The organism is Chelatococcus sp. XZ-Ab1 (assembly GCF_029309855.1).
Classification (GTDB): Bacteria; Pseudomonadota; Alphaproteobacteria; order Rhizobiales; family Beijerinckiaceae; genus Chelatococcus_A; species Chelatococcus_A sambhunathii.
Genome location: NZ_JARKII010000004.1, coordinates 232,882 through 255,110 on the forward strand (window position 1 = coordinate 232,882; position 22,229 = coordinate 255,110).

The window sequence follows — 22,229 nt, forward strand, 5'->3', positions numbered from 1 at the left end:
GCAACTATCTGTCTTTATTTTCTTTTTTGTGCTTCGGCGTGGGCTGGGTCTGTGATGGCGGATCGCTGGCGGGAAAGGATTCCTCCAGCGCCTCGTCCAGCAGTTCGTCCTGATGCTGCTTCTTCTCAGCCTTGTCGCGCTCCTGCTCATTGCGGGTCTTGCGCGGATCGCCCATGCTTGGCTCCTTCGGTTTCGACGCAGTGCCAAAAGACCTCACTGGTCATATGGGAAGCAACGCCGCGCACCGCCATGCGGTTCCGGCCGCACCCGCCCGGTAGCCCGGGCAGGCGGGGTGAGGGGATCGCTCAGGCCCGGTCCTTCTCCTTGCGCAGGCGGCGGAAGCGGTGAAGCAGCGGCTCGGTATAGCCGTTCGGCTGGCGCGTTCCCTCGAAGACGAGAGCGCAAGCCGCCTGGAAGGCCAGCGAAGCCTCGAAATCGGGTGCCATCGGTCGATAGGCGGGATCGCCCGCATTCTGACGGTCGACGACCGCCGCGAGCCGCTTCAAGGCCTCCATTACGTGATCGCGCGAGACAATGCCGTGGCGCAGCCAGTTGGCGAGATGCTGCGCCGAGATGCGCAGCGTGGCGCGGTCCTCCATCAGGCCGACGTCGTGAATGTCCGGTACCTTGGAGCAACCGACCCCCTGATCCACCCAGCGCACCACGTAGCCGAGAAGGCTCTGGACGTTCGTGTCGACCTCCTCTGCGATTTCTTCCGGCGACCAGTTCACGCGGTCGACCAGGGGCAGCGTGAGGAGATCCGACCGCCGGGCTTGGGGACGCTTGCGGATCTCCGCCTGCCGGGCGGCGACATCGACCGCCAGATAGTGGAGCGCGTGCAGGGTCGCCGCTGTGGGCGAGGGCACCCAGGCGGTGGTCGCGCCGGCGAGCGGATGGCTGAGCTTTTGCTCGAGCATGGCGTGCATCAGGTCGGGCATGGCCCACATGCCCTTGCCGATCTGGCCGTGGCCGTCGAGACCGACGGCAAGGCCGATATCGACATTGCCGTCCTCATACGCCTTGATCCAGGTGGATGCTTTCATGTCCGCCTTGCGGACCATGGGACCCGCCTCCATGGAGGTGTGAATCTCGTCACCCGTGCGGTCGAGGAAGCCCGTGTTGATGAAGCAGATGCGATCTCTGGCGGCGCGGATCGCAGCCTTGAGGTTGACGCTCGTGCGGCGCTCCTCATCCATCACACCCATCTTGAGCGTGTTGCGCGCAAGGCCCAGGGCATCCTCGAAGGCAGCGAAGAGTGCATCGGCGAAGGCAACCTCCTCGGGCCCATGCATCTTGGGCTTGACGATGTACATCTGGCCCTTGGCCGAATTCGCCCTCCGGCCAGCCGGGCCGATGTCGTGCAGGGCGATGGCCGCGGTCACCATGCCGTCGAGGATGCCTTCTGGGATCTCGCCGCCGTTGTCGTCCAGCACCGCATCCGTCGTCATCAGGTGGCCGACATTGCGCACGAGCATCAGGCTGCGCCCCTTGAGGCGCAGTTCCCCGCCATCCGGGCGCTTGTAGAGCCGATCCGCCGCCAGGCGGCGCGTCACGGTGCGGCCGCCTTTCACAAAGGTCTCGACAAGATCACCGCGCATCAGGCCGAGCCAGTTGCGATAAACGGCGACCTTGTCCTCCGCGTCCACGGCCGCGACGGAATCCTCGCAGTCCATGATGGTCGACAGCGCCGCCTCGAGCTCGATATCGCTGATGCCGGCCGCGTCGGTGCCGCCTATTGGGTGGCCGCGGTCGAAATGTACGACAAGGTGAAGGCCGTGCTTTGTGAAGACGAGCGCCTCCGGGGCTCCGTGCCCCCCGGCAAAGCCGACGAATTGCGCTGCATCTGCAAGACCCGTGGTGCTGCCGTCCGCAAGCTGCACGGTGAGCGTGGCACCATCGACAGCGTAGCGCCGGGCTTCAGCATGCGAGCCGGAAGCCAGCGGCACGTGCTGGTCGAGCACCCGTCGGCCGAAAGCGATGACTCTGACGCCGCGCGCCGGATCGTAAGGGCCCGGCGGTGGCTTCGTGCCGTCAAGCCCATCGGTGCCGTAGAGCGCATCATAGAGGCTGCCCCAGCGGGCATTGGCGGCGTTGAGCGCATAGCGCGCGTTCATCACCGGCACGACGAGCTGCGGCCCGGCGAGCTCGGCGATCTCCGGATCGGCGCTCGTGGTTCCTACGGAGAAATCTCCTTCATCATCAACGATGTAGCCGATTTCCTTCAAGAACAGCTCATAAGCCGCGGCTTCGTGTGGGGCACCGGCGCGGCTGCGGTGCCACGCGTCGATCTGCGCCTGTAGTGCGTCCCGTTTCGCCAGCAGCGCCCGATTTTGCGGCGCGAAGGTTGCGATGATCGATTCCAGTCTCTGCCAGAAATCGGCGGGCGCGATGCCCGTGCCCACCAGCGCTTCCTCGGCGATGAAGGCATGAAGCGGTGCAGCGACCCGGAGCTTGCCGCATGCGATATATCCATTCGCCATCTGGCCGGAACCGCCCATCACAACCTCCAGGATCACAACCAAAACATGCGCTGCCGCATGACCGAGCTTTAAGCCAAGTCTAGCCCTGGGGCACCGCGGTGCAACGAGATGGACTTTCAACCAAAGGGAAAAAATGAACACGACGCGATCGCCGGCCGCCCGGGATGGGAGATAGCGCTATACCACCGACAGAGACCTCGGCTCGTTCTAATAAGTTCCATAATCTTCCTTATGCGATTTTCGACGCTGTACATCGCCACCGGCGCGGACCGGCGTGACGGACCGACATGCCCGCCACGAGCGCGGGCATGTCACCAGCAACACCCCTCGATGGAGCGGGCGGCAGCGTGCCCTACTGCTCGATCGTCTTGTTCCAGCGGCTGTTCCACTCCGGCCGCTTGGCGTTGATCACGTCCCAGTCGAGCGTCACGGCGGTCTTCATGTAGCCGTGGAAGACCTCGAGCTTCTTCTCCGCCTCTGGCGTGCGCGCCTTCGCCTTCGGGTTCGATGGCACGATATTGCCGGCGGCGAGCGCGTTCGACTGGGCCTCGGCGGACAAAAGATAGGCGGCGAGCTTCTGGGCGAGCTCAGGCTCCGAATTGCCGGCGATGACGCATTCGGCCACCATCAGCACCACCGAGCCTTCCTTCGGCTGGGCGTATTCGACGGGGATACCCTTGTCCTTCAGCGTCGCGACCGAGGTCGGCGTCAGCGGGAAGATGGCGGCTTCGCCCGTCTGCACCATTTCCGAGATCTTCGACGAATTCGGGATGAATTCGATGACGTTCTTGCCGATGGTGTCGCGGAACTTCTCGAAGCCGGGCTCGACGTTGTCCTCGCTGCCGCCCTGGATGCGGTTGAACATCAGGAAGGCGTGCAGGCCGAAGGACGAGGCGGCGGCGGACTGGAAGACGACCTTGCCCTGAAACTTCGGGTCGGCGAGGTCCATCCACGAGGTCGGCGCCGCCCAGCCGTTCTCGTCGAACAGCTTCTTGTTGTAGGCAAGGCCCGTCATGCCGAGGTCGACGCCCGCCGCCATGTCGCCCTTGAGCCGCGCGTTGGGCAGGATTTCGTCGAGCTCCGGGCTCGGCTTCAGCTTCTCGCACAGCCCTGCGCCGACGGCACGCACCATGACGCCGTCGTCAAGGAACATGACGTGCATCTGCGGCTTGTCCTTGGCCGCCGTCGCCTTGGCAAGGATGTCGGACGAGGTGCCCGGCACGACGACGATCTTGACGTCGTTGGCCTTTTCGAAGTCCGGGAAGACGGCCTGGGTGTAGGTGCGCTCGAAATTGCCGCCGTTCATGCCGACATAGAGCGTCTTCGTCTCAGCGGACACGGCGGTGGCGTGGCCGAGGGCGAGGGCCGCGGCCCCGGCCAAGAGGATGGTGCGGTTCGTCATCACTGTCAGGCTCCCCTTCTTTGCGGCTCTTGCTCCTTCCCCGCACCCGAGCCGAGGGTGGTGCGGTCGGTCGCTGTGCCCGCCACGAAGCGGGCGATGGAAAAGGCCTCGATCGGCGTGGTGGTCCGGCCGTCGCGGACGAGCTCCGCCAGCACCTCGCCGACGCCCGGTGCGATCTGGAAGCCGGCACCGGAGAAGCCGAAGGCGTGGATGAGGCCCGGCGTCGTCAGGCTCGGGCCGATGACCGGGTTCCTGTCCGGCATCTCGGCCTCGGTGCCGCTCCAGAAGCGGATGGCCTGGGCCTTCGCAAGGCCGGGAAAGAGCGCGGCGGCACGGCTCATGATGGCGAGCGCCCCATCCGAACGGGGGCGCGAGAAGTCCGCATCCGTCAGCGCTTCGGCCCGCTCGCCGCCGACGATGCAGTTGCCGCGCTCGACCTGCCGGGCGTAGATGCCGCCGCCCTCCATGCCAATGTTGACAGTGAGCACCGGCTCGAGCGGCTCCGTCACCACCATGGACGGATAGATGCGCCGGAGCGGCACCGGCTCGCCAAACTCGGCCGCGAAACGATCAGCCCAGGCGCCGGCGCTGTTGATGACGGTGCCGGCCGTGAGCTTCAGCCCCTCCCCCGCCTCCAGCGCAAAGCCCGCGCCATTGCGGGCAACGCCCGTGACGGGCGTGTTCTCGAGAACGTGGACGCCGGCGCGGCGGGCGGCGGCGGCAAAGCCGGTCGCCACGAGGCGCGGATTGGCATGACCGTCCCCCGCGCAGAAGGAGCCGCCGACTGCGTCGCCGAGCCACGGAAAGCGTCGGTGCAACTCGTTGTGACCGAGGAGTTCAAGATCGAGGCCGCAGTCGGCGACCTTCGCCGCATAGGCTTCGAGCGACGCCATGTCGGCCTCGCTCATCGCGAGCTTGAGATGGCCCGAGCGCAGAAACTCGCCGTCGATGCCGATGAGAGCCTTGAGCCGTGGCCAGACGGCATGGGCACGCTGGGACAGCGGCAACTGCTCGGGCGGCCGGCCCTGCCGCCGCACGCCGCCGTAGTTGACCCCGCTCGCCTGCGCGCCGCAGTAACGCCGGTCGAGCAGCGCCACGCTCATGCCCATCTGGCTGAGGGCCAGAGCCGCCGAACTGCCGACGAGCCCGCCGCCGATCACGGCGACATCGACGTGAAGGCGCGTGCTCATTCCGCGGCCTCCCGCGGCATCAGCGTGAGCGGCACCGGCTTGACCGGCGGCTGGTTTCTGAGCCGGCCGACAGCCTCGACGCCGCGTCCTGTCTCGACAGCGAGAAGTTCGGCCGCCGCCGCGCCGCAGAAGCGGCCCTGGCAACGGCCCATGCCGATGCGGCTGACGGCCTTGAGGCGGTTGATCTCGTCGAGCGAAAAGTCGCGCACTGCGTTGCGCAGGGCGCCGGCGCTCACCTCCTCGCAGCGGCAGACGACTGTTTCGTCCTTCACGCGCGCCGCCCATTCGGCGGGAAAGGGGAAGGCAGCCTCCAGCACGTCGCGGAAACGGTCGATCCGGGCGAGCTTTCGTTCCAGGTCCGCCGCCCGCTCCGGCGCATGCGGCAGGCCGCGGTCCTCGAGGAGCGCGAGCGCCGCCCGCTCGCCGGCGAGCTCCGCCGCATCCGCCCCGGCAATGCCGGCGCCGTCGCCGGCGAGATAGACGCCGCGGACGCTGGTGCGGCCGGACGGGTCGCGTTGCGGCAGGAAGGCCCGGTCGCGCTGGTTGAAAGCGAAGGTACATCCGGCAAGATCGGCGAGCTGCGTCTCCGAACGGAGCGACAGGCCATAGCCGGCGCCGTCGCAGAAGAGGTGCCGCTCCCGCCTGCCCTCACGCCAGCGCACGCCGGCCACCCTGCCCTCGCCCTCGAAGGCGAGATCGTCGATGCCATGGCGCAGCATGACGCCGTTGAGTCGCAGTTCGGCGGCAAAGCGCATGCCGCGCAGGACGATATCGGGCGCGAGCGCCAGTCCCCGCAGCAGGTGGCGCTTGGCCGCGAGCGGCGCGGCATCGAGCACCGCGACCACCTTGACGCCTGCCTTCATGTACTGCCAGGCGACGAGATAGAGCAGCGGCCCGGAGCCGGCGAAGACGACGCGCCGACCGATGGCGCAGCCCTGCGCCTTCAGGGCGACCTGCGCCCCGCCGAGGGTGAAGACTCCGGGCAGAGTCCAGCCTGGGACCGGCAGCACGCGGTCGCTCGCGCCCGTGGCGAGGATGAGCCCATCGTAGGCGACCGCACGGCTCTCGCCGGCGACGGCGATATCGGCGCGGCCGTCGCGCAGGTTCCAGACGAGCGCGCGAGGCCAGTGATCGATCCGGTCCGCCAGAGCGGCGACGGCGCCGTGCAGGCGCTGCGCCTTGCCGGCTTCCGACCCGTAGAGCGCGCGTGCATCGCGTTCGTCCTTCACGAGCGGACGGCGATAGATCTGGCCGCCACAGGCAGGCGCCTCGTCGACAACGAGCGGGCGAAGGCCCGCCTTCACGAGCGTCTCGGCGGCGCGCACGCCGGCGGGGCCGGCACCGACGACGAGCGGCTGCGGGTGGCTCATGCGGCAGCTCCCGTCACGACGGACATGCCGGCCGTAAGTGGCGTCGTGCAGGCACGCACGCGCTCGCCGTCCGCCAGCGTCACCCAGCAATCCTGGCAGGCGCCCATCTGGCAGAAGCCGGCCCGCGGTGCGCCGGAGAAGTCGCTGACGCGCACCTTGTCGACATGGGTCAGGATGGCGGTGAGCAGGGTGTCGCCCTCGCGGCCCTCGCAGGGCACGCCGTCGAGCAGGAACCGGACCGGCGCATGGTCGCTGCGGGCGATGCGGTGAAAGAGGGACATGCCGCGCCTCACTTCTCGCCGACGAGGATCTTGTCGAGACCGAAGACGCGGTCGAGCGCCAGCATGGCGAGGGCGGTGAGCGCGATCATCAGCGCCGAAACCGCGGCCATCATCGGGTCGAGGGATTCGGTGGCGTACATGTACATGCGCACCGGCAAGGTCACGGTGGCGGGCGAGGTCACGAAGATCGACATCGTCAGTTCGTCGAAGCTGTTGATGAAGGCGATGAGCCAGCCGCCGCTGATGCCGGGCAGGATCATCGGCGCGGTGACGCGCCGGAAGACCGTGAAGCGCGAGGCGCCCAGCGTCATCGCCGCCTGCTCGGCGCTGCGGTCGAGCCCCGACAGCGCCGCGAGCACGAGGCGCAGCACATAGGGCGTGACGATGATGACGTGGCTCAGCACCAGCCAGGCGAAGGAGCCGGTGGCGCCGATGAGGGCGAAGAGCCTCAGGAAAGCGACGCCGAGCACGAGGTGCGGAATGATGAGCGGCGAGAGAAAAAGCCCGTTGAGCGCATCGCGGCCGGGAAAGCGGTAGCGGTCGATGGCGAGGCCCGCCGGCACCGCGATCGCGACGGAGATGCTGGCGGCAATCGTGGCGAGCCACAGCGAGTTGCCGAAGGCGGTGACGAAATCGGGATGCTCGAACACGGCCCGGAACCAGCGCAGCGAGAACGCGGTGGTCGGCATCGTCAGCGTGTTCTCGGGCGTGAACGCCACGAGGCAGATGACGACGAGCGGCGCCAGGACGAAGGCGACGACGAGGGCGTGAAAGAGGAGCGCGACGGGGCCGTTCTTCTGCATGGCCTCACCCGAGCATGCGGCGGGCGCGCGCTTCGACGGCCCTGTTGTAGGCGAGCATGATGACGAGGTTGGCAACGAGCACGAGGATGGCGATGGCGGCACCCAGCGGCCAGTTGAGCTCGTGCATGTATTCGTCATAGACGAGCGTCGCCGCCATCTTGAGCCGCCGTCCGCCGAGCAGGCCCGGGATGGCGAAGGCGCTCGCCGACAGGCCGAAGACGATGAGGCTGCCGGAGAGAAGCCCCATGGACACCTGCGGCATGACCACGCGGCGCAGGGCGGAGAAGCGCGAGGCCCCCAGCGTCCAGGCCGCCGCCTCGACCATGGGGTCGAGCTTCTGCAGCGCCGTCCACACAGGGATGACCATGAACGGCAGCATGACGTGGACGAGGGCGATGACGATCGCCGTCTCGGTATAGAGCAGCCGCACCGGGCCGAGGCCGACGGCGGCGAGCGCCGCGTTCACGAGGCCGGTGGAGCCGAGCAGCATGCTCCAGCCGAAAGCCCGCACGACAACCGACACGAGCAATGGCCCGATGATGACGAGCAGGAAGACGGAGCGCCACGGGCTCCGCATGCGCGAGAGGATATAGGCCTCCGGTGCGCCGATGAGGGCGCAGATCAGCGTCGTCAGCGCCGCGAGCCGCAGCGTGCGCCAGAAGATGCCGAGATAGTAGCTGTCGGACAGCACGTGCATGTAATGCGCCAGCGTCCAGCTGTCCTTGATGCCGGTGCCGTGGTCATAGGCGAGGAAGGACAGGATCAGCGTCAGCACGAGCGGGACAATGACGAGCCCAGCGAACAGCACCGCGCCAGGCGACGCGAGCATCAGGGGCGTGGCGACCGACCGGTTCATGCGGCGGCCCCGGCGCCGGCTTCGACGCGCAGGCTGGCCGGCTCCCAGTCGAGACCGATCGGCTCGCCCTCGCGCGCCGGCTCCTCGCCCGTGTTCGGTACCGAGACCAGAATGTCGCCGGCCTCGGTCCCGACCGTGAGGAGCCAGTGCCCGCCGAGGAAGAAACGGCTCGCCACCCGCCCGGCGAGGCGCCCCTCGCCCCTAGGGCGCAGGTGGAGCTTTTCGGGGCGGATCCAGGCCGTCACCGCCGTCCCGGCGGCGACATCGGCCGGCGCACTGGCCAGCACCGTGCCGGCGACCGCCACGCCGCCGTCACCCCAGACCCCGGCAAGCCGGTTCATCTTGCCGACGAAGGTCGAGATGAAAGCCGTCGCCGGCTGCTCGTAGAGACGATAGGGCGCGTCGATCTGCGTCATGCGCCCGGCTTCCATCACCACGACCCGGTCGCTGATGGACAAGGCCTCGGCCTGGTCGTGCGTCACCATGATGGTGGTGGTGCCGACGCTGCGCTGGATGCGCCGCAGCTCGAACTGCATTTCCTCGCGCAGCTTGGCGTCAAGGTTGGACAAGGGCTCGTCGAGCAGCAGCACGGGCGGGGCGATGACGAGGGCGCGCGCGATGGCGACGCGCTGGCGCTGGCCGCCGGAGAGCTGGCGCGGATAGCGCTCCGCCAGATTGGCGAGGTGGACGAGCGCGAGCATCTCGGCGACGCGCCTGTCGCGCTCGGCGCGCGGCACCTTGCGCATCTCGAGGCCGAAGGCGACGTTTTCAGCCACCGTCATGTGCGGAAAGAGCGCGTAACTCTGGAAGACGACGCCGAGGCCGCGGCGGTTCGGCTTCTCGCGGGTAATGTCGCGCCCGTCGAGGCCGATGCGCCCGGCCGTCGGCTCCACCAGCCCGGCGATCATCTGCAGGGTCGTCGTCTTGCCGCAGCCGGAAGGCCCGAGCAGCGAGACGAATTCGCCCCTGGCCACCGCCAGATCGACGTCGCGCACGGCGGCGAGCCCGCCGTAGACCTTGCTCACTCCTTCGAGCGTCAGGAAACCCATGCCCCGCCCTGCCTCACACCGTCACGCTGCCACAAGGAGGCGGCATGCGGCAGAGCCTGGTCAATGCCAAATTTCATTCATATGAATTTATCTTGACATAATTCTGATATATGAAATTTTTGCCATTCTTTTCCTTTGCTTTTTTCATTATGCGAATGATGGAAGACGCGCCGACCACCTCCAGCCTCCGCCGCGCGCTCGGTCTGCTGCGCATCGTCGCCACCAGCGATGCCGACGGGATGCGGCTGAAGGACATCGCCGAGGCGGCCCGCTGCAGCCAGCCGACGGCGCACCGGGCGCTGCAGGACCTGATGGCGGAGGGCTTCGTCGAGCAGGCGGCGGGCGGCAAGCGCTATCGCCTGTCGCTCGACTTCTTCGTCTTGGCGGCGAAGGCCGGGCAGGGCAGCGGCATCCGCGACCTCGCCCGGCCGGTGTTGCTGCGCCTCGCCGCCACCTTGAGCGACACGATCTTCCTCCTGGTTCGGCACGGCTATGATGCCGTCTGCCTCGACAGGGTGGAGGGCCCCTTCCCCATCCGTTCGTTCACCGGCGATATCGGCGGGCGGGTGCCGCTCGGCCTCGGCCAGGGCAGCCTCGCCATTCTCGCCCATCTGCCGGAGGCGGAGCAGGAGGAGGTGATCCGCTTCAACGTCCCCCGCCTTCTCGACCGCGGCTTTCTCGACGAGGCGGGACTCAGGACGGCGCTCGCCGAGGCGCGGCGCCAGGGCTGGGTCAATCTCAACACCGGCCTCATCCCCGGCATGGCGGGCGTCGGCGTGCCGGTCATCGACGCCCAGGGCCGGCCCGTGGCGGCGCTCAGCGTCGGCACGCTCGCCGAGCGGCTCGGGCCGCAGCGCCTGCCGAGCGTGGTGCACATCCTGCAGGCGGAGGCGGCCACGCTGGCCGCCGGCCTCAACCCGTTCGACGTGTCGCTGCGCTATCCCTCGCGCAGCCTGAGCAATGTCGAGACGTGAAGGACGGCGGCATTCCGCGCAAATCGTATCCTCGTCCCGGATGGAAGGCTCTTCATCGACGGCTGACCGCGCTCGTTGTAGACAGACGAGCCGTTCGATCTGAAGGAGACACGGCATGGACCGGTTCACCGGCGGTTGTCTGTGCGGCAATGTCCGAATTGTGGCATCAGGGCGCCCCTACCGCGTCGGCCTTTGCCACTGCCTTGACTGCCGCAAGCATCACGGGGCGCTTTTCCACGCGTCCGCCATATTCCCTCAAGATGCCGTGACGATCGACGGCGAAACACGGGACTATGCCGGGCGGTTCTTCTGCCCCCGCTGCGGCTCGTCCGTTTTCGCGCGCACCGGTGATGAAGTCGAAGTGAACCTCGGATCGCTCGATGCCTCCGACCAGCTGACGCCGACCTACGAAAGCTGGATCATCCGCCGCGAGTCCTGGCTGCCCCCATTTCCGCTCAAGAGACGATATGAGCGCGACCGGGACAACACGGGTCGCTTCGAGGAGTAGCCGAGAGGCTCATCTATCGTGCCTGCGCCGCCTGCTCCCACTCGGCTCGATAGGATGCAAACCCCGCCGGCAGCGAGCCGGGCGCGACGACGGCTTCGGGCACCGGTGGCGTCGTCGGCGCGCCTGTCGCCAGCAGCGCTGCGCCCACGCTCGTGCCCGTCGCTCCCGCCATCGGCATGACGGGACGGCCCGCCGCCTCGGCCAGCGCCTCGCAGAAGAGGCGGTTGCGGGCAAACGGCCCCTCCACGATGACCGGTCCGGCGGCACCGGTCAGATCGAGGCAGGTCTTCGTCATCATGGCCGTATACAGCGAGGCGGCCACATGAGCCTCGTCCGCGTCGAGACCCTGCAGGGACGCGGTGGGCCGGCCGTCTGTCCGTGGGAACGGCCCGCAGTCTGGCACCACTCCGGGCATGACGAGGATGGGCTCGCCGATGACGCGCGCCAGGGCGGCGGACGTCCCCTGCCCGCTTCCGCCGGTCAGGATCTCGAATTCGCGCCCGCCCATGAAACGGGCCGATGGCACGGCGCGGCCGAAGGCATCGACATTGGCCAGCGTGTCGCGCGCCGGATCGAGCCGGGCGAGATCGCCGCCGACGGCGAAGGTCACGACCCAGGTCCCCGTCGAGACAACCGCGAACGGCGGCTCGCGGTCGAGGTGCGGCAGCAGCGATGCATTGGAATCGTGGATGCCGCAATGGACCGGCACCGGCCGATCGAGACCGATCTGCCGCGCGATGTTGGCCGCGACCGGGCCGAGGACGTCCGACGGCCGCCGCACGGGTGCGAGCCGGCCGGCCATGCCGAGCCGCTCGACGAGTGACGACAAGCGCCCTTCATGCGGCCGCCACAGGTCCGTGTGGCAGCCGACCGAGGTGACGTCGCAGGCGGCGACACCCGTCAGCCGCCAGCCCCAGTATTGAGGCCAAGTGACGATGCTGCGCACCTTGGCGAAGGCCTGGGGAAAAGCGGACTTCAGGTAGTGGAACTGGGCGCCGAGGTTGAGCCCGCCCGCCAGGCGCGGCGAGAAGGTTTCGGCAAAGGGCGGCCGGATCGTGTCATAGGCAGCCTCGATCTCGGCCGGATAGCGATGTTCGTAGTCGAGCACCGGCAGCGCCAAGCCTTCGTCGCTCAAGAGCGCGCCGCAGGCTCCGTGAGCGGTGAGCGAGATCGCCGCGAAGCCGAGCGTGGCGTAGAGCTCCCGCAGCGCCTCGATGAAGAAGGCGAAGATGCCATCGACATCGAAATGGGGATAAGGCCCTTCCGTCAGCACCCGGTTGGGCCGGGTGCGCGCCGCAAGTTCACGGCCGGTCGCCGTGTCGACCACGACCGCCTTGACGTTCGTTTTGCCGACGTCGAGCACTGCAACGTACATGGATCAGGCCATGTGAAAGACGGTGACGAGGGGCTTCGCCACCGGCGAATGGTCGGGGTTCGTCACCATGAGGTCGGCCATGTGGGCCCACCAGCGCTGCATCACGGGGTGGTTCGGCAGGTCGTCCATGCCATGGTCCTCCCGCCGCCACAGCACGCCGAAGAGGATGTTCGTCTCCGGGTCGAGGTGGATGGAATAGTCCTCGATGCCAGCTTCCTTCAGGAGCGCCAGCAGCTCCGGCCAGATGGCGTCGTGCCGGCGGCGGTATTCCGCCTCCATGCCCGGGTTGAGCTGCATCTTGAAGGCGTATTTCTCTTTTCCGGTCATGACGAAGCCCTGAGGCGGCGAACGACGATGGGCAGCGCGATCACGAGGATGAGCAGAAGGCCCGTGAAGATCGACATGACGATGCCGGGCACGTTGAGCAGCCCGAGGCCGAAGGTGACGAGCCCCATGACGATGGCCGCGAGCACGACGCCGCCGATGCTGCCGGAGCCGCCGAGGATGCTGACGCCGCCGAGCACCGTCACGGTGATGATCTCGAGCTCCCAGCCTGCCGCGATCGAATGGCGCGTCGAGCCGAGGCGCGAGGTGAGGCACACGGCCGCGACCCCGCTCATGAGGCCCGTCAGGAGGAAGAGGACGAACTTGGTGCGCCTGACCGGGATGCCGGAGAACTCCGCAGCGAAGGCGTTGTTGCCGATGGCATAGATGCGCCGGCCGAAGGCGGTCATGTGCAGCAGGACGCCGAAGAGGAGCGCGAAGACGAGGAAGGCGACCATCTCGAAGGTCACCACCTCGAACCCCGGCCATGATGGCCACCAGGAGAGATCGGACATGTAGCCCTGGCCGAACCACGCGAAGTCGGCCGGATAGCCGCCGTAGGCCTTGTCGCCCAGCACGATCTGCGCAATGCCGCGGAAGAGGCTCATGGTGCCGATGGTGACGACGATCGACGGCAGGCCGATGCGTGCCACGAGCAGGCCGTTGAAGGCCCCGCACAGGAGCCCGACGCCGAGCCCGATGCCCACGAGCGCCGGCGCGCCGAAGCCCATCTGCGCTGCCGCGCCCATGGCGGTCGAGGCGAGCGCGATGATGGCGGCAACCGACAGGTCGATCTCGCCGGAGATGATGAGCAGCGTCATCGCGAAGGCGATCATCGCCTTCTCGGTGAAGTTGTAGGTGGCGTCCGACAGGTTCCAAGGATCGAGAAAATGCGGCGACGCCAGCGAATTGGCGAAGAAGATCGCGATCGCCACGGCCGCCAGCAGGCTCTCCCAGCTGCCGAGAAGGCGCGCGGTGGGCGTCGACAGCTTGTCGGGAATGCGTCGCACGGTTGGCTTGTCGAGAGGCATGGTGCTCATGCGGCGGCTCCCTCCGCTGCGGCAGGCGCGGGACTGCGGGCCGCATCGCGCAGGATGAGCCGTCCCTTTCGCCGTTCCTGTCGCGCGTTGAAGATCACGGCGACGATGATGACGAGGCCGGAGATGGCCATCTGCCAGAAGGGCGAGATGTTGATCACCGGCAGCGCATTCTTGATGATGCCAAGAAAGAGCGCCCCGAGCACCGCCCCGGCCACGGAGCCGATGCCCCCGAGCGTCGAGATGCCGCCGATGACGCAGGCCGCCACCGTGTCGAGCTCGAAGCCGGCAGCGATGTCGACATAGGCGACGGCATAGCGCGCCACCCACAGGTAGCCGCAGAGCCCGGCGAGCGTTCCCGACAGGACGAAGGCGAAGAAGCGCGTGCGCCCCACGTCGATGCCGGCATAGAGCGCCGCCGTCGGGTTGCCGCCCGAGGCGTAGAGCGCGCGGCCGAAGCCCGTGCGCATGAAGACGACGGCAATGACGGCGATGACGAGCAGCGCTGTCCAGCCGTTGAGCGGCAGGCCAAGTAGCAGAATGCGCGGTGTGTCGAGAAAGGCGCTCGTCATCTGCGTCTGGTTGACCCACGTCCCCCCGGAGAGGACGAACGCAAGGCCACGGTAGATGGTGAGCGTTCCCAGCGTGGCGACGATCGGGGGAATGCCGATGATCCACACCATGAAGCCGTTGACGGCTCCGAGCACGGCGCCGATGGCCATCGCAGCCGCGATCAGCAGCGGCAGCGGGATGCCGGGATAGGCAGCGTTCAGCATCGCCACCGCCATGCCCGTGAAGGCAAGATTGGCCGCGACCGAGAGGTCGATCGACTTCGTCAGGATCACTGCCATCTGGCCGAGCGCCAGGATGATGAGGATCGAGGTGTCGTTGAAGATGCCGGCGAGGTTTCTCGGTGTTGCGAATCCGGGTGCGCGCAGGCTGAAGGCCGCGATGAGGGCGAGGATGATCGCCCCCAGCAGAAGCTCCCGGTATTTCAGGATGCGGCTCATCATCATGCCGTGCCTTCGTTTATCCTTCTCAAGCTGCGGCTCTCGTCATGGCCGCGCGTGTCGCGGCCGTCCACGCCGTTGATGTCGCGTGGCCGGCGAGCCGTGGATGCCCGCGACGAGCGCGGGCATGACGCCTGAGAGGTACCGGCCGGTGCTTTGGGATCATGGCTGTCTCGCCCTCACGCATTACCCGTTGCCGCGCGCACCAGGGTCTCGGCGTCGAGCCCGTCACGCTCCCAGATGCCTGCCAGGCGGCCCTCGCGCATCACCATCACGCGGTCCGACATGCCGAGGATCTCGGGCAGTTCCGACGAGACCATGATGACCGACAGGCCCTCGGCTGCGAGCTCGCTCATGAAGGCGTGCACGGCGGCCTTGGAGCCGATGTCGATGCCCTTCGTCGGCTCGTCGAGGATGATGACCTTCGGCAATGTCGCCAGCCATTTGGCGATGACGACCTTCTGCTGGTTGCCACCCGACAGCGTGCCGACCGGCACGGATAGAGCTGCCGCGCGCAGGTCGAGCCGCTCGGCATAGCGGCGGGCGAGCGCGAATTCCTCGGCGAGGCGCAGGAAGCCCGCCCGCGTCGTCCGGCCGAGCACGGCCATGGAGACGTTCTGGAAGATCGGCATCGGCAGCACGGCCCCGTGCCGCCCGCGCTCCTCCGGCACGTAGACAATGCCGGCGGCGATCGCATCCTGCGGCGAGCGGACGGTGAGCGCCCTGCCCTCCAGCGCGAGGCGCCCGGCGCTCGGGCGGGTGATGCCGAACAGCGCCTGGCAGAACTCGGAGCGCCCGGCGCCGACGAGGCCGTAGAGGCCGAGGATCTCGCCGCGCCTCAGCGTGAAGGAGATGTCGGCGAATTCGGTCGGGTGCGAATAGCCCGCAACCTCGAGCACCGGCCCGCCGATGGCGACCTCCGCCTTCGGGAAGACGTGCTCGACCGAACGGCCGACCATCATGCGCACGATCTCGTCCTGCCCCGTCTCGGCGAGACGCCCTGCCCCGACCGAGCGGCCGTCGCGGAAGACCACGAAGCGTTCCGCGATCTCGTAGACCTCCTCGAACTTGTGGCTGATGAAGAGGATCGCCTTTCCCTGCCCCTTCAGCTGCTCGATGATGCGGAAGAGGTCTTCCACCTCCTTGTAGGAGAGCGCCGCCGTCGGCTCGTCCATGATGACGACCCGCGCCTCGACGGACAGCGCCCGTGCGATGGCGACGAGATGGCGCTGGGCGATGGAGAGGTCCTTCAGCCGCGCATAGGGGCTGATCGGCGCATCAATGGAGTGCAGCAGCGCCCCGGCGCGCGCCCGCATCGCCGCCCAGTCGACGAGGCCGAGGCGTGACTTCGGCGCATGGCCGAGAAAGATGTTCTCGGCCACCGTCAGTTCGTCGAACAGCACCGTCTCCTGGTGGATGGCGGTGATGCCCGCGCGCATCGCCGCCTGGGCATCGGCAAAACGGACCGGCGCCCCGTCGACGAGAATGTCGCCGGCGTCCGGCTGGTAGATGCCGGTGAGAACCTTGACCAGCGTCGACTTGCCGGCGCCGTTCTCCCCGATGAGCGCGGTGACGGTGCCGGCGTAAAGAGCGACATCGACCCCGTCGAGCGCCTTGACGCCCGGGAAGGACTTCGAGATGCCACGCATCTCCAGGAGGGGATGGGCCGGCTCGGCGACCGCTTCAACGACCGACATGGACAGTCCTGCCGCGTAATGCGTGATCAGAGGAGCAAATGGAGCGCCGGTGGCTAGCTCCCTCTCCCCGCGTGCGGGGAGAGGGCTCCGGCCGGCTACGGCTTCGGCCGCCGGAGCCTCAGCCCCGCCCGATCAGAAGATCTTGGCGAACTCGTCGACGTTGCTCTTGTCGTAGACGAAGGGATCGGCCATGGCGGCCTCGCCGTCGGCGCCGATCTTGATCTTGCCCATGCGGCCGGCGTCGATCTCGGAGCCTGGCTTGCCGTCGCTCTCCTTCTTCACGAGGCGGTAGGCGATCTGCGTCGCCGAATAGCCGAGGTCGATCGGGTTCCAGATGGCGAATTCCTTCGTCGCGCCGGAATGCACAGCGCCCGCCATCTCCGACGGCAGGCCGAGGCCGGTGACGAAGACCTCGCCGATCTTGCCCGCATCCTTCACCGCCTGCGAGGCGGCGAGCACGCCGACCGTCGTCGGGGCGACGATGACCTTGACGTTGGGATGGGTGGAGAGGAGGCCTTGCGCCTCGCGGTAGCTCTTGTCGGCGAGGTCGTCGCCATAGACCGTGGTGACGAGGTTGAGGCCCGGATATTTCGGCAGCTGCTTCTTCATCTCGGCGATCCAGGTGTTCTGGTTCGTCGAGGTGGTGGTGGCCGAGAGAATGGCGAAGTCGCCCTTGCCGTCCGGCAGGTGCGCGGCGGCGAGCTTCAGGCACATGTTGCCGATGAGCTCGTTGGAGGACGGATTGAGGTGCAGGATGCGCCCGTCCTTGCCGACCGCCGAATCCCAGGAGATGACCTTGATGCCGCGCTGCATCGCCTTCTTCAGCGCCGGCACGACCGCGTCGGGGTCGTTGGCCGAGACGGCGATGGCGTCGACCTTCTGGGCGATCAGGGCGTTGATGACCTCGATCTGGCCCTCGGCGGTCGTGCTCGTCGGCCCGGTATAGATCACCTCGACGTCGCCGAGCTCCTTGGCCGCCTCCTGCGCGCCCTTGTTGGCAGCCTCGAAGAAGCCGTTGCCGAGGGACTTGACCACGAGGCCGATCTTGACGGTCCCGGCGCTGGCCACCCCCGTGAAGAGAGCGAGCCCGAGCGCTGTGCCGAGGGCGAGTCTGGCGAACAATTTCATCGTTTTCCTCCCAATTGGCTCTTGTTGTTTCGCCGGCGTCACGCCGCCGACGAGGGTTCCACCGCCTGTTCCGCCGCCGTCGTTGCGGCGACGATGAGCCTGATGCCCGCATCCTCGATCATGGCGCGGGCGGCATCCGGGATGCCGTCGTCTGTGATCAGCGTCGAGACGCGCTCGAGCGGGCAAAGAATGAGACTGGAGCGGCGCGAGAACTTGCTCGAATCGACCATCAGCACCAGCTCGTCCGCCTGGTTGATCAGCTTCTGCTCCGCCTGGATGATGAGCGCGTCCCGCTCCATCACGCCGATTGGCCCGACGCCCTGCGCGCCCATGAACATGCGCCGGGCGTAGAAGTTGCGCGTCACGTCATTGTCGAAGGGCGACAGGATGATGCTCTGGTCGCGGTAGATCGCCCCGCCCGGCAAGGTCACCTGGTTCTTCGAGTGCTTCACCAGATGCTCCGCGATAGCGAAGGAATTGGTGAAGACCTGCAGGCGCCGGCTCGTCAGATAATGCACCATCTGGAAGGTGGTGGTGCCGCCATTGAGGATGATGGGGTCGCCGTCCGTGCACAGGGCCACGGCCTCGCGGGCAATCGCCCGCTTCTGCGCCAGGTGCTCGCCCTCGGACACGCGGAAGGGCTTGGCAGCGAGGCTGCCGATATGCGCCGGATTGAGCGCCTCCGCCCCGCCGCGCACGCGCCTCAAGCGGCCCTGCACATGCAGCGCCGCGATGTCGCGGCGGATCGTTGCCTCCGAAGCGGAGGTGAGCTCGACGAGATCCTGAATGGTCGCCACCGGCTTCTCCTGAACCGCGCTCAGAATGATCCGGTGCCTCTCACGTTCGTGCATGGTGCCTCATGGATCTGCGCGGAAAGAGGGATGAGAACGGTCGAGGACCATTCAGCTTCGCGCAAGCCGGAGGCAAGGCTTGACCATTTTCGAGCCATCGTCAATCACAATCGATCTTGCTGCGTTGCAATATGATTGATAATGATCGTTCATGATCAAATCTGGTTGACAAGGCCGGAGGGCCTGTCGATGCTTCCGCCCGAATTCTGAGGCCGTTCGCCCATCCCCGAGAAGGCACGAGGGACCCCCGTGGACATCGCACCGAAAACGAAGCTGCTGGACAATCTCTGGGACGATAGCGCGGCGGCCGGCCTCGACGAGCCGGGGCTGCTGCTCTACCGCTCCAACCTGCTCGGCGCCGACAAGCGGATCACCAACTACGGCGGCGGCAACACCTCGGCCAAGGTGATGGAGACGGACCCGCTGACGGGCGAAAAGGTCGAGGTACTGTGGGTCAAGGGGTCCGGCGGCGACGTCGGCACCATGAAGCGCGATGGCTTCGCCACGCTTTATCTCGACAAGCTCACGGCGCTGAAGAGCCTCTACAGAGGCATCGAGGACGAGGACCGCATGGTCGGCCTCCTGCCGCACGCCACCTTCAACCTCAACCCGCGCGCCGCCTCCATCGACACGCCGCTGCACGGCTTCCTGCCCTATCGGCACGTCGACCACATGCACCCGGACGCGATCATCGCCATCGCCGCATCGAAGGACTCGCGCGTCCTGACGCGGGAAATCTTCGGCGACGAGATTGGCTGGTTGCCGTGGCGGCGCCCAGGCTTCCAGCTCGGCCTCGATCTCGAAGCCTTCGCCCGCGCCAACCCGCGCGCCAAAGGCGTCGTGCTCGAAAGCCACGGCCTCTTCACCTGGGCGGACACGGCGAAGGACGTCTACGAACTGACGCTCAGCGTCATCAACAAGGCCATCGCCTGGTTCGCCGAGAGGACGGCAGACCGGCCCGCCTTCGGCGGCGCGGTTACGACGAGCCTGCCGCCGGCCGAGCGTCGGGCGATCGCGGCGCGGCTGATGCCCGAGATCCGCGGGCGCATCGGCAAGGTGGAGCGCAAGCTCGGCCATTTCGACGATCAGCAGGCGGTGCTCGATTTCGTCAACTCCGCCGCCCTGAAGCCGCTTGCCGCACTCGGCACCAGCTGTCCGGACCATTTCCTGCGCACCAAGATTCGCCCGCTGGTGCTCGATTTCGACCCCCGGGCGCCCGACCTCGACGCCGTCGTCGCCGGGCTCGACGAGGCACTCGACGCCTATCGTGTCGACTACACGCGCTATTACGAGGGCTGCCGGCGGCCGGACAGCCCGAAGATGCGCGATCCCAACCCGGTGATCTTCCTCGTGCCCGGCGTCGGCATGCTGTCCTTCGCGCACGACAAGGCGACCGCCCGCATCGCCGGCGAGTTCTACGTCAACGCCATCAATGTGATGTGCGGCGCCTCGGCCGTGTCCGAATACCGGGGCCTGCCGGAGCAGGAGGCCTTCGACATCGAATACTGGCTGCTGGAGGAAGCGAAGCTCCAGCGCATGCCCAAGCCCAGGAGCCTCGCCGGCCGTGTCGCCTTCATCACCGGCGGCGCGGGCGGCATCGGCCGCGCCACAGCGGCGCGCCTCGCCAGCGAAGGGGCCTCGATCGTGCTCGCGGACATCGACGCGGCAGCTCTGAATGCGACGGTCGAGGAGTTTGCCGGCCGCTTCAGTCGCGATGCCGTGCGCGGCGTGACGCTGGACGTCACCCGCGAGGACGAGGTGATCGCCGCCTTCCGCAGCGCCTGCATCGAATTCGGTGGCCTCGACATCCTCGTTTCCAATGCCGGCATCGCCTCCTCCGCCCCGGTGGAGGAGACGGACCTTGCCATGTGGAACCGCAACATCGACATCCTCGCGACGGGCTATTTCCTCGTCTCGCGCGAAGCCTTCCGCCTCTTCCGCCGCCAGGGGCTCGGCGGCACCGTCGTCTTCGTCTCGTCGAAGAACGGCCTCGCCTCCTCGCCCAATGCTGCGGCCTATTGCACGGCGAAGGCGGCCGAGATCCACCTTGCCCGCTGCCTGGCGCTGGAAGGGGCCGAAGCCGGCATCCGGGTCAATACGGTCAATCCGGATGCGGTGCTGCGCGGCTCCAAGATCTGGTCGGGCGAATGGCGCGAGCAGCGCGCCGCCTCCTCCAACCTCGCCGTGGATGAACTGGAGGAGCACTATCGCAAGCGCTCGCTCCTGAAGCTCAACGTCTTTCCCGAGGATATCGCCGAGGCGATCTACTTCCTCGCCTCGGACGCCTCGGCGAAGTCGACCGGCAACATCATCAACGTGGATGCGGGCAACGCGACCTCATTCACGCGGTGAGAAAACGGTTGGGAGCGTTAGCCCCAAAACGCAGACGCCGTAACTCCCTCTCCCTGCCTGGGCGGACAGGGAGTGGCGGCGATCTGGCCAAGTTGCCACCCTTTAAGACACCAAAGGCACGCGGGAGCACATCATGACGGAACAGCGCATCGCGGCCGACGTGGTCGCCGCCGACAACGACAGACGCGCCGCTGCGCTGAACGCCGATTACGCGACGCTCGGCGAGAAGCTCGACCGCGACGGCATCGACATCGAGGTCATCACGCAGAAGGTCGCCAGCTTCCACGTCGCCGTGCCCTCCTGGGGCGTCGGCACCGGCGGCACGCGCTTTGCACGTTTTCCCGCTCCGGGCGAGCCGCATGACATCTTCGACAAGCTCGACGACTGCGCCGTCATTCATCAGCTGACCCGTGCCACGCCCACGGTCTCCCTGCACATCCCGTGGGACAAGGTGGACGATCCGCGCCGCCTCAAGGCCCATGCGGATGCCCTTGGACTCGGCTTCGACGCCATGAATTCCAATACCTTCTCCGACGCGCCGGGACAGGAGAAGAGCTACAAGTTCGGCTCCCTCAGCCACACCGACGCGGCGACACGCCGGCAGGCGGTCGAACACAACATCGAATGTATCGAAATCGGCCGTGCGCTCGGCTCCAAGGCTCTGACGGTGTGGATCGGCGACGGGTCGAACTTCCCGGGCCAGTCGCATTTCACCCGGAGCTTCGAACGCTATCTCGATTCCATGAAAGCCATCTATCAGCATCTGCCCGCGAACTGGCGTCTGTTCACCGAACACAAGATGTACGAGCCGGCCTTCTATTCGACGGTCGTGCAGGACTGGGGCACCAACTATCTCATCGCCACCGAGCTCGGGGAGAAGGCCTTCTGCCTCGTCGACCTCGGCCACCATGCGCCGAACGTCAACATCGAGATGATCGTCGCCCGCCTCATCCAGTTCGGGAAGCTGGGTGGTTTCCACTTCAACGACTCGAAATACGGCGACGACGACCTCGACGCCGGATCCATCGACCCGTTCCGGCTCTTCCTCGTCTTCAACGAGTTGGTCGATGCGGAGGAGCGGCGCGCCGAAGGCTTCGCCCCGGCGCATATGATCGACCAGTCGCACAATGTCACCGATCCGGTGGAAAGTCTGATGCGCAGCGCCAATGAGATCCGGCGCGCTTATGCCCAGGCGCTGATCGTCGACCGGGCGGCGCTTGATACATTCCAGGAGGACAACGACGCGCTCATGGCGTCCGAGACGCTGAAGGCCGCCTTCCGCACCGATGTCGAGCCTATCCTGGCCCAGGCACGGTTGAGGACCGGCGGCGCCATCGATCCGATCGCCGCCTATCGAGCGAGCGGCTATCGCCGCAAGGTGGCTGAACAGCGCCCGGCCGTCGCGTCGGGCGGCGGCGGCATCGTCTGACCGCGGGATCGCCGGGCGCGTCCCGTCAGGACGGAGGGCCCGCGGTCACGGCCCATGAGCTTCCGCGGCCTTGACGCCGGTGACACTGCTGCCGCTCATTTCGCCGGCCTTCT

20 protein-coding genes are annotated in these 22,229 nt (G+C 67.3%); 4 read left to right on the top strand and 16 right to left on the bottom strand.

Annotated features, from left to right (window positions below):
• Positions 1-4 precede the first annotated feature (4 nt).
• From P2T65_RS08830 to P2T65_RS08870, 9 genes are all read right to left on the bottom strand, one after another.
• The gene (locus P2T65_RS08830; RefSeq protein WP_019404776.1) at positions 5-175 is read right to left on the bottom strand and encodes a hypothetical protein; all 171 of its coding nucleotides are present in this window, start codon (positions 173-175) and stop codon (positions 5-7) included.
• Between the two features lie 130 nt (positions 176-305).
• Positions 306-2,498, bottom strand: coding sequence for a malate synthase G (locus P2T65_RS08835; protein ID WP_276199605.1), 2,193 nt, complete (start codon positions 2,496-2,498; stop codon positions 306-308).
• Positions 2,499-2,832: 334 nt separating this feature from the next.
• The gene (locus P2T65_RS08840) at positions 2,833-3,882 is read right to left on the bottom strand and encodes an ABC transporter substrate-binding protein (RefSeq protein ID WP_055458183.1); all 1,050 of its coding nucleotides are present in this window, start codon (positions 3,880-3,882) and stop codon (positions 2,833-2,835) included.
• Positions 3,883-3,887: 5 nt separating this feature from the next.
• Positions 3,888-5,072: an FAD-dependent oxidoreductase gene (locus tag P2T65_RS08845; protein WP_055458182.1), complete on the bottom strand. Its 1,185-nt coding sequence runs from the start codon at positions 5,070-5,072 to the stop codon at positions 3,888-3,890.
• Positions 5,069-6,442, bottom strand: coding sequence for an NAD(P)/FAD-dependent oxidoreductase (locus P2T65_RS08850; RefSeq protein ID WP_276199606.1), 1,374 nt, complete (start codon positions 6,440-6,442; stop codon positions 5,069-5,071). Before P2T65_RS08850 ends, P2T65_RS08845 begins: the two co-directional genes overlap by 4 nt.
• Positions 6,439-6,723 carry a (2Fe-2S)-binding protein gene (locus P2T65_RS08855; protein ID WP_276199607.1) on the bottom strand — a complete coding sequence of 95 codons (285 nt, stop codon included), beginning with the start codon at positions 6,721-6,723 and terminating at the stop codon, positions 6,439-6,441. The genes P2T65_RS08850 and P2T65_RS08855 overlap by 4 nt, the downstream gene beginning before the upstream one ends.
• 8 nt (positions 6,724-6,731) lie before the next feature.
• Complete coding sequence (locus P2T65_RS08860) at positions 6,732-7,526, bottom strand: ABC transporter permease (protein WP_071923836.1); 795 nt, start codon at positions 7,524-7,526, stop codon at positions 6,732-6,734.
• Positions 7,527-7,530: 4 nt separating this feature from the next.
• A complete protein-coding gene (locus P2T65_RS08865; protein ID WP_055458178.1) occupies positions 7,531-8,382 on the bottom strand; it encodes an ABC transporter permease in 852 nt (283 codons plus the stop codon).
• On the bottom strand, positions 8,379-9,431 hold the full coding sequence (locus tag P2T65_RS08870) for an ABC transporter ATP-binding protein (RefSeq protein ID WP_276199608.1): 1,053 nt from the start codon (positions 9,429-9,431) through the stop codon (positions 8,379-8,381). The genes P2T65_RS08865 and P2T65_RS08870 overlap by 4 nt, the downstream gene beginning before the upstream one ends.
• Positions 9,432-9,586: 155 nt before the next feature.
• On the opposite strand from P2T65_RS08870, the gene P2T65_RS08875 reads away from it, so the two are divergent.
• Together P2T65_RS08875 and P2T65_RS08880 are read left to right on the top strand one after the other, a co-directional pair.
• Positions 9,587-10,405, top strand: coding sequence for an IclR family transcriptional regulator (locus P2T65_RS08875; RefSeq protein WP_055458476.1), 819 nt, complete (start codon positions 9,587-9,589; stop codon positions 10,403-10,405).
• Positions 10,406-10,520: 115 nt separating this feature from the next.
• Positions 10,521-10,913, top strand: a complete 393-nt coding sequence (locus P2T65_RS08880; protein ID WP_276199609.1) for a GFA family protein — start codon at positions 10,521-10,523, stop codon at positions 10,911-10,913.
• A gap of 13 nt (positions 10,914-10,926) precedes the next feature.
• Here the strand turns inward: P2T65_RS08880 and P2T65_RS08885 are convergent, their stop codons facing one another.
• The 7 genes from P2T65_RS08885 to P2T65_RS08915 all read right to left on the bottom strand — a co-directional run bounded on the left by P2T65_RS08885 (position 10,927) and on the right by P2T65_RS08915 (position 18,335).
• Complete coding sequence (locus P2T65_RS08885; protein WP_276199610.1) at positions 10,927-12,288, bottom strand: FGGY-family carbohydrate kinase; 1,362 nt, start codon at positions 12,286-12,288, stop codon at positions 10,927-10,929.
• 3 nt (positions 12,289-12,291) lie between these two features.
• Positions 12,292-12,615 (bottom strand): L-rhamnose mutarotase, encoded by a 324-nt coding sequence (gene rhaM, locus P2T65_RS08890; protein ID WP_055458174.1) that lies wholly within the window; start codon positions 12,613-12,615, stop codon positions 12,292-12,294.
• Entirely contained in the window at positions 12,612-13,652 is a 1,041-nt protein-coding gene (locus P2T65_RS08895; RefSeq protein WP_276199611.1) for an ABC transporter permease, read from the bottom strand. The genes rhaM and P2T65_RS08895 overlap by 4 nt, the downstream gene beginning before the upstream one ends.
• Positions 13,649-14,659, bottom strand: coding sequence for an ABC transporter permease (locus P2T65_RS08900; protein WP_276199639.1), 1,011 nt, complete (start codon positions 14,657-14,659; stop codon positions 13,649-13,651). The genes P2T65_RS08895 and P2T65_RS08900 overlap by 4 nt, the downstream gene beginning before the upstream one ends.
• Before the next feature lie 179 nt (positions 14,660-14,838).
• Positions 14,839-16,356: a sugar ABC transporter ATP-binding protein gene (locus P2T65_RS08905; RefSeq protein WP_276199612.1), complete on the bottom strand. Its 1,518-nt coding sequence runs from the start codon at positions 16,354-16,356 to the stop codon at positions 14,839-14,841.
• 132 nt (positions 16,357-16,488) lie between these two features.
• A complete protein-coding gene (gene rhaS / locus P2T65_RS08910) occupies positions 16,489-17,484 on the bottom strand; it encodes a rhamnose ABC transporter substrate-binding protein (RefSeq protein ID WP_276199613.1) in 996 nt (331 codons plus the stop codon).
• 38 nt (positions 17,485-17,522) lie between these two features.
• Entirely contained in the window at positions 17,523-18,335 is an 813-nt protein-coding gene (locus P2T65_RS08915; RefSeq protein ID WP_019404178.1) for a DeoR/GlpR family DNA-binding transcription regulator, read from the bottom strand.
• 255 nt (positions 18,336-18,590) lie between these two features.
• Between P2T65_RS08915 and P2T65_RS08920 the strand changes: the two genes are divergently transcribed.
• Both P2T65_RS08920 and rhaI read left to right on the top strand, forming a co-directional pair.
• On the top strand, positions 18,591-20,687 hold the full coding sequence (locus P2T65_RS08920) for a bifunctional rhamnulose-1-phosphate aldolase/short-chain dehydrogenase (protein WP_276199640.1): 2,097 nt from the start codon (positions 18,591-18,593) through the stop codon (positions 20,685-20,687).
• A gap of 133 nt (positions 20,688-20,820) precedes the next feature.
• A complete protein-coding gene (gene rhaI / locus P2T65_RS08925; protein ID WP_276199614.1) occupies positions 20,821-22,116 on the top strand; it encodes an L-rhamnose catabolism isomerase in 1,296 nt (431 codons plus the stop codon).
• Positions 22,117-22,229: the final 113 nt, after the last annotated feature.

Bases quoted from the DNA above. Each gene is read 5' to 3' on its own strand.
- P2T65_RS08860 (WP_071923836.1), bottom strand. From the start codon at position 7,526: ATGCAGAAGAACGGCCCCGTCGCGCTCCTCTTTCACGCCCTCGTCGTC.
- P2T65_RS08885 (WP_276199610.1), bottom strand. From the start codon at position 12,288: ATGTACGTTGCAGTGCTCGACGTCGGCAAAACGAACGTCAAGGCGGTC.
- P2T65_RS08895 (WP_276199611.1), bottom strand. From the start codon at position 13,652: ATGAGCACCATGCCTCTCGACAAGCCAACCGTGCGACGCATTCCCGAC.
- P2T65_RS08875 (WP_055458476.1), top strand. From the start codon at position 9,587: ATGATGGAAGACGCGCCGACCACCTCCAGCCTCCGCCGCGCGCTCGGT.
- P2T65_RS08840 (WP_055458183.1), bottom strand. From the start codon at position 3,882: ATGACGAACCGCACCATCCTCTTGGCCGGGGCCGCGGCCCTCGCCCTC.
- rhaM (WP_055458174.1), bottom strand. From the start codon at position 12,615: ATGACCGGAAAAGAGAAATACGCCTTCAAGATGCAGCTCAACCCGGGC.
- P2T65_RS08880 (WP_276199609.1), top strand. From the start codon at position 10,521: ATGGACCGGTTCACCGGCGGTTGTCTGTGCGGCAATGTCCGAATTGTG.
- rhaI (WP_276199614.1), top strand. From the start codon at position 20,821: ATGACGGAACAGCGCATCGCGGCCGACGTGGTCGCCGCCGACAACGAC.
- P2T65_RS08855 (WP_276199607.1), bottom strand. From the start codon at position 6,723: ATGTCCCTCTTTCACCGCATCGCCCGCAGCGACCATGCGCCGGTCCGG.
- P2T65_RS08865 (WP_055458178.1), bottom strand. From the start codon at position 8,382: ATGAACCGGTCGGTCGCCACGCCCCTGATGCTCGCGTCGCCTGGCGCG.
- P2T65_RS08830 (WP_019404776.1), bottom strand. From the start codon at position 175: ATGGGCGATCCGCGCAAGACCCGCAATGAGCAGGAGCGCGACAAGGCT.
- P2T65_RS08870 (WP_276199608.1), bottom strand. From the start codon at position 9,431: ATGGGTTTCCTGACGCTCGAAGGAGTGAGCAAGGTCTACGGCGGGCTC.
- P2T65_RS08835 (WP_276199605.1), bottom strand. From the start codon at position 2,498: ATGGGCGGTTCCGGCCAGATGGCGAATGGATATATCGCATGCGGCAAG.
- P2T65_RS08915 (WP_019404178.1), bottom strand. From the start codon at position 18,335: ATGCACGAACGTGAGAGGCACCGGATCATTCTGAGCGCGGTTCAGGAG.
- rhaS (WP_276199613.1), bottom strand. From the start codon at position 17,484: ATGAAATTGTTCGCCAGACTCGCCCTCGGCACAGCGCTCGGGCTCGCT.
- P2T65_RS08900 (WP_276199639.1), bottom strand. From the start codon at position 14,659: ATGAGCCGCATCCTGAAATACCGGGAGCTTCTGCTGGGGGCGATCATC.
- P2T65_RS08905 (WP_276199612.1), bottom strand. From the start codon at position 16,356: ATGTCGGTCGTTGAAGCGGTCGCCGAGCCGGCCCATCCCCTCCTGGAG.
- P2T65_RS08850 (WP_276199606.1), bottom strand. From the start codon at position 6,442: ATGAGCCACCCGCAGCCGCTCGTCGTCGGTGCCGGCCCCGCCGGCGTG.
- P2T65_RS08845 (WP_055458182.1), bottom strand. From the start codon at position 5,072: ATGAGCACGCGCCTTCACGTCGATGTCGCCGTGATCGGCGGCGGGCTC.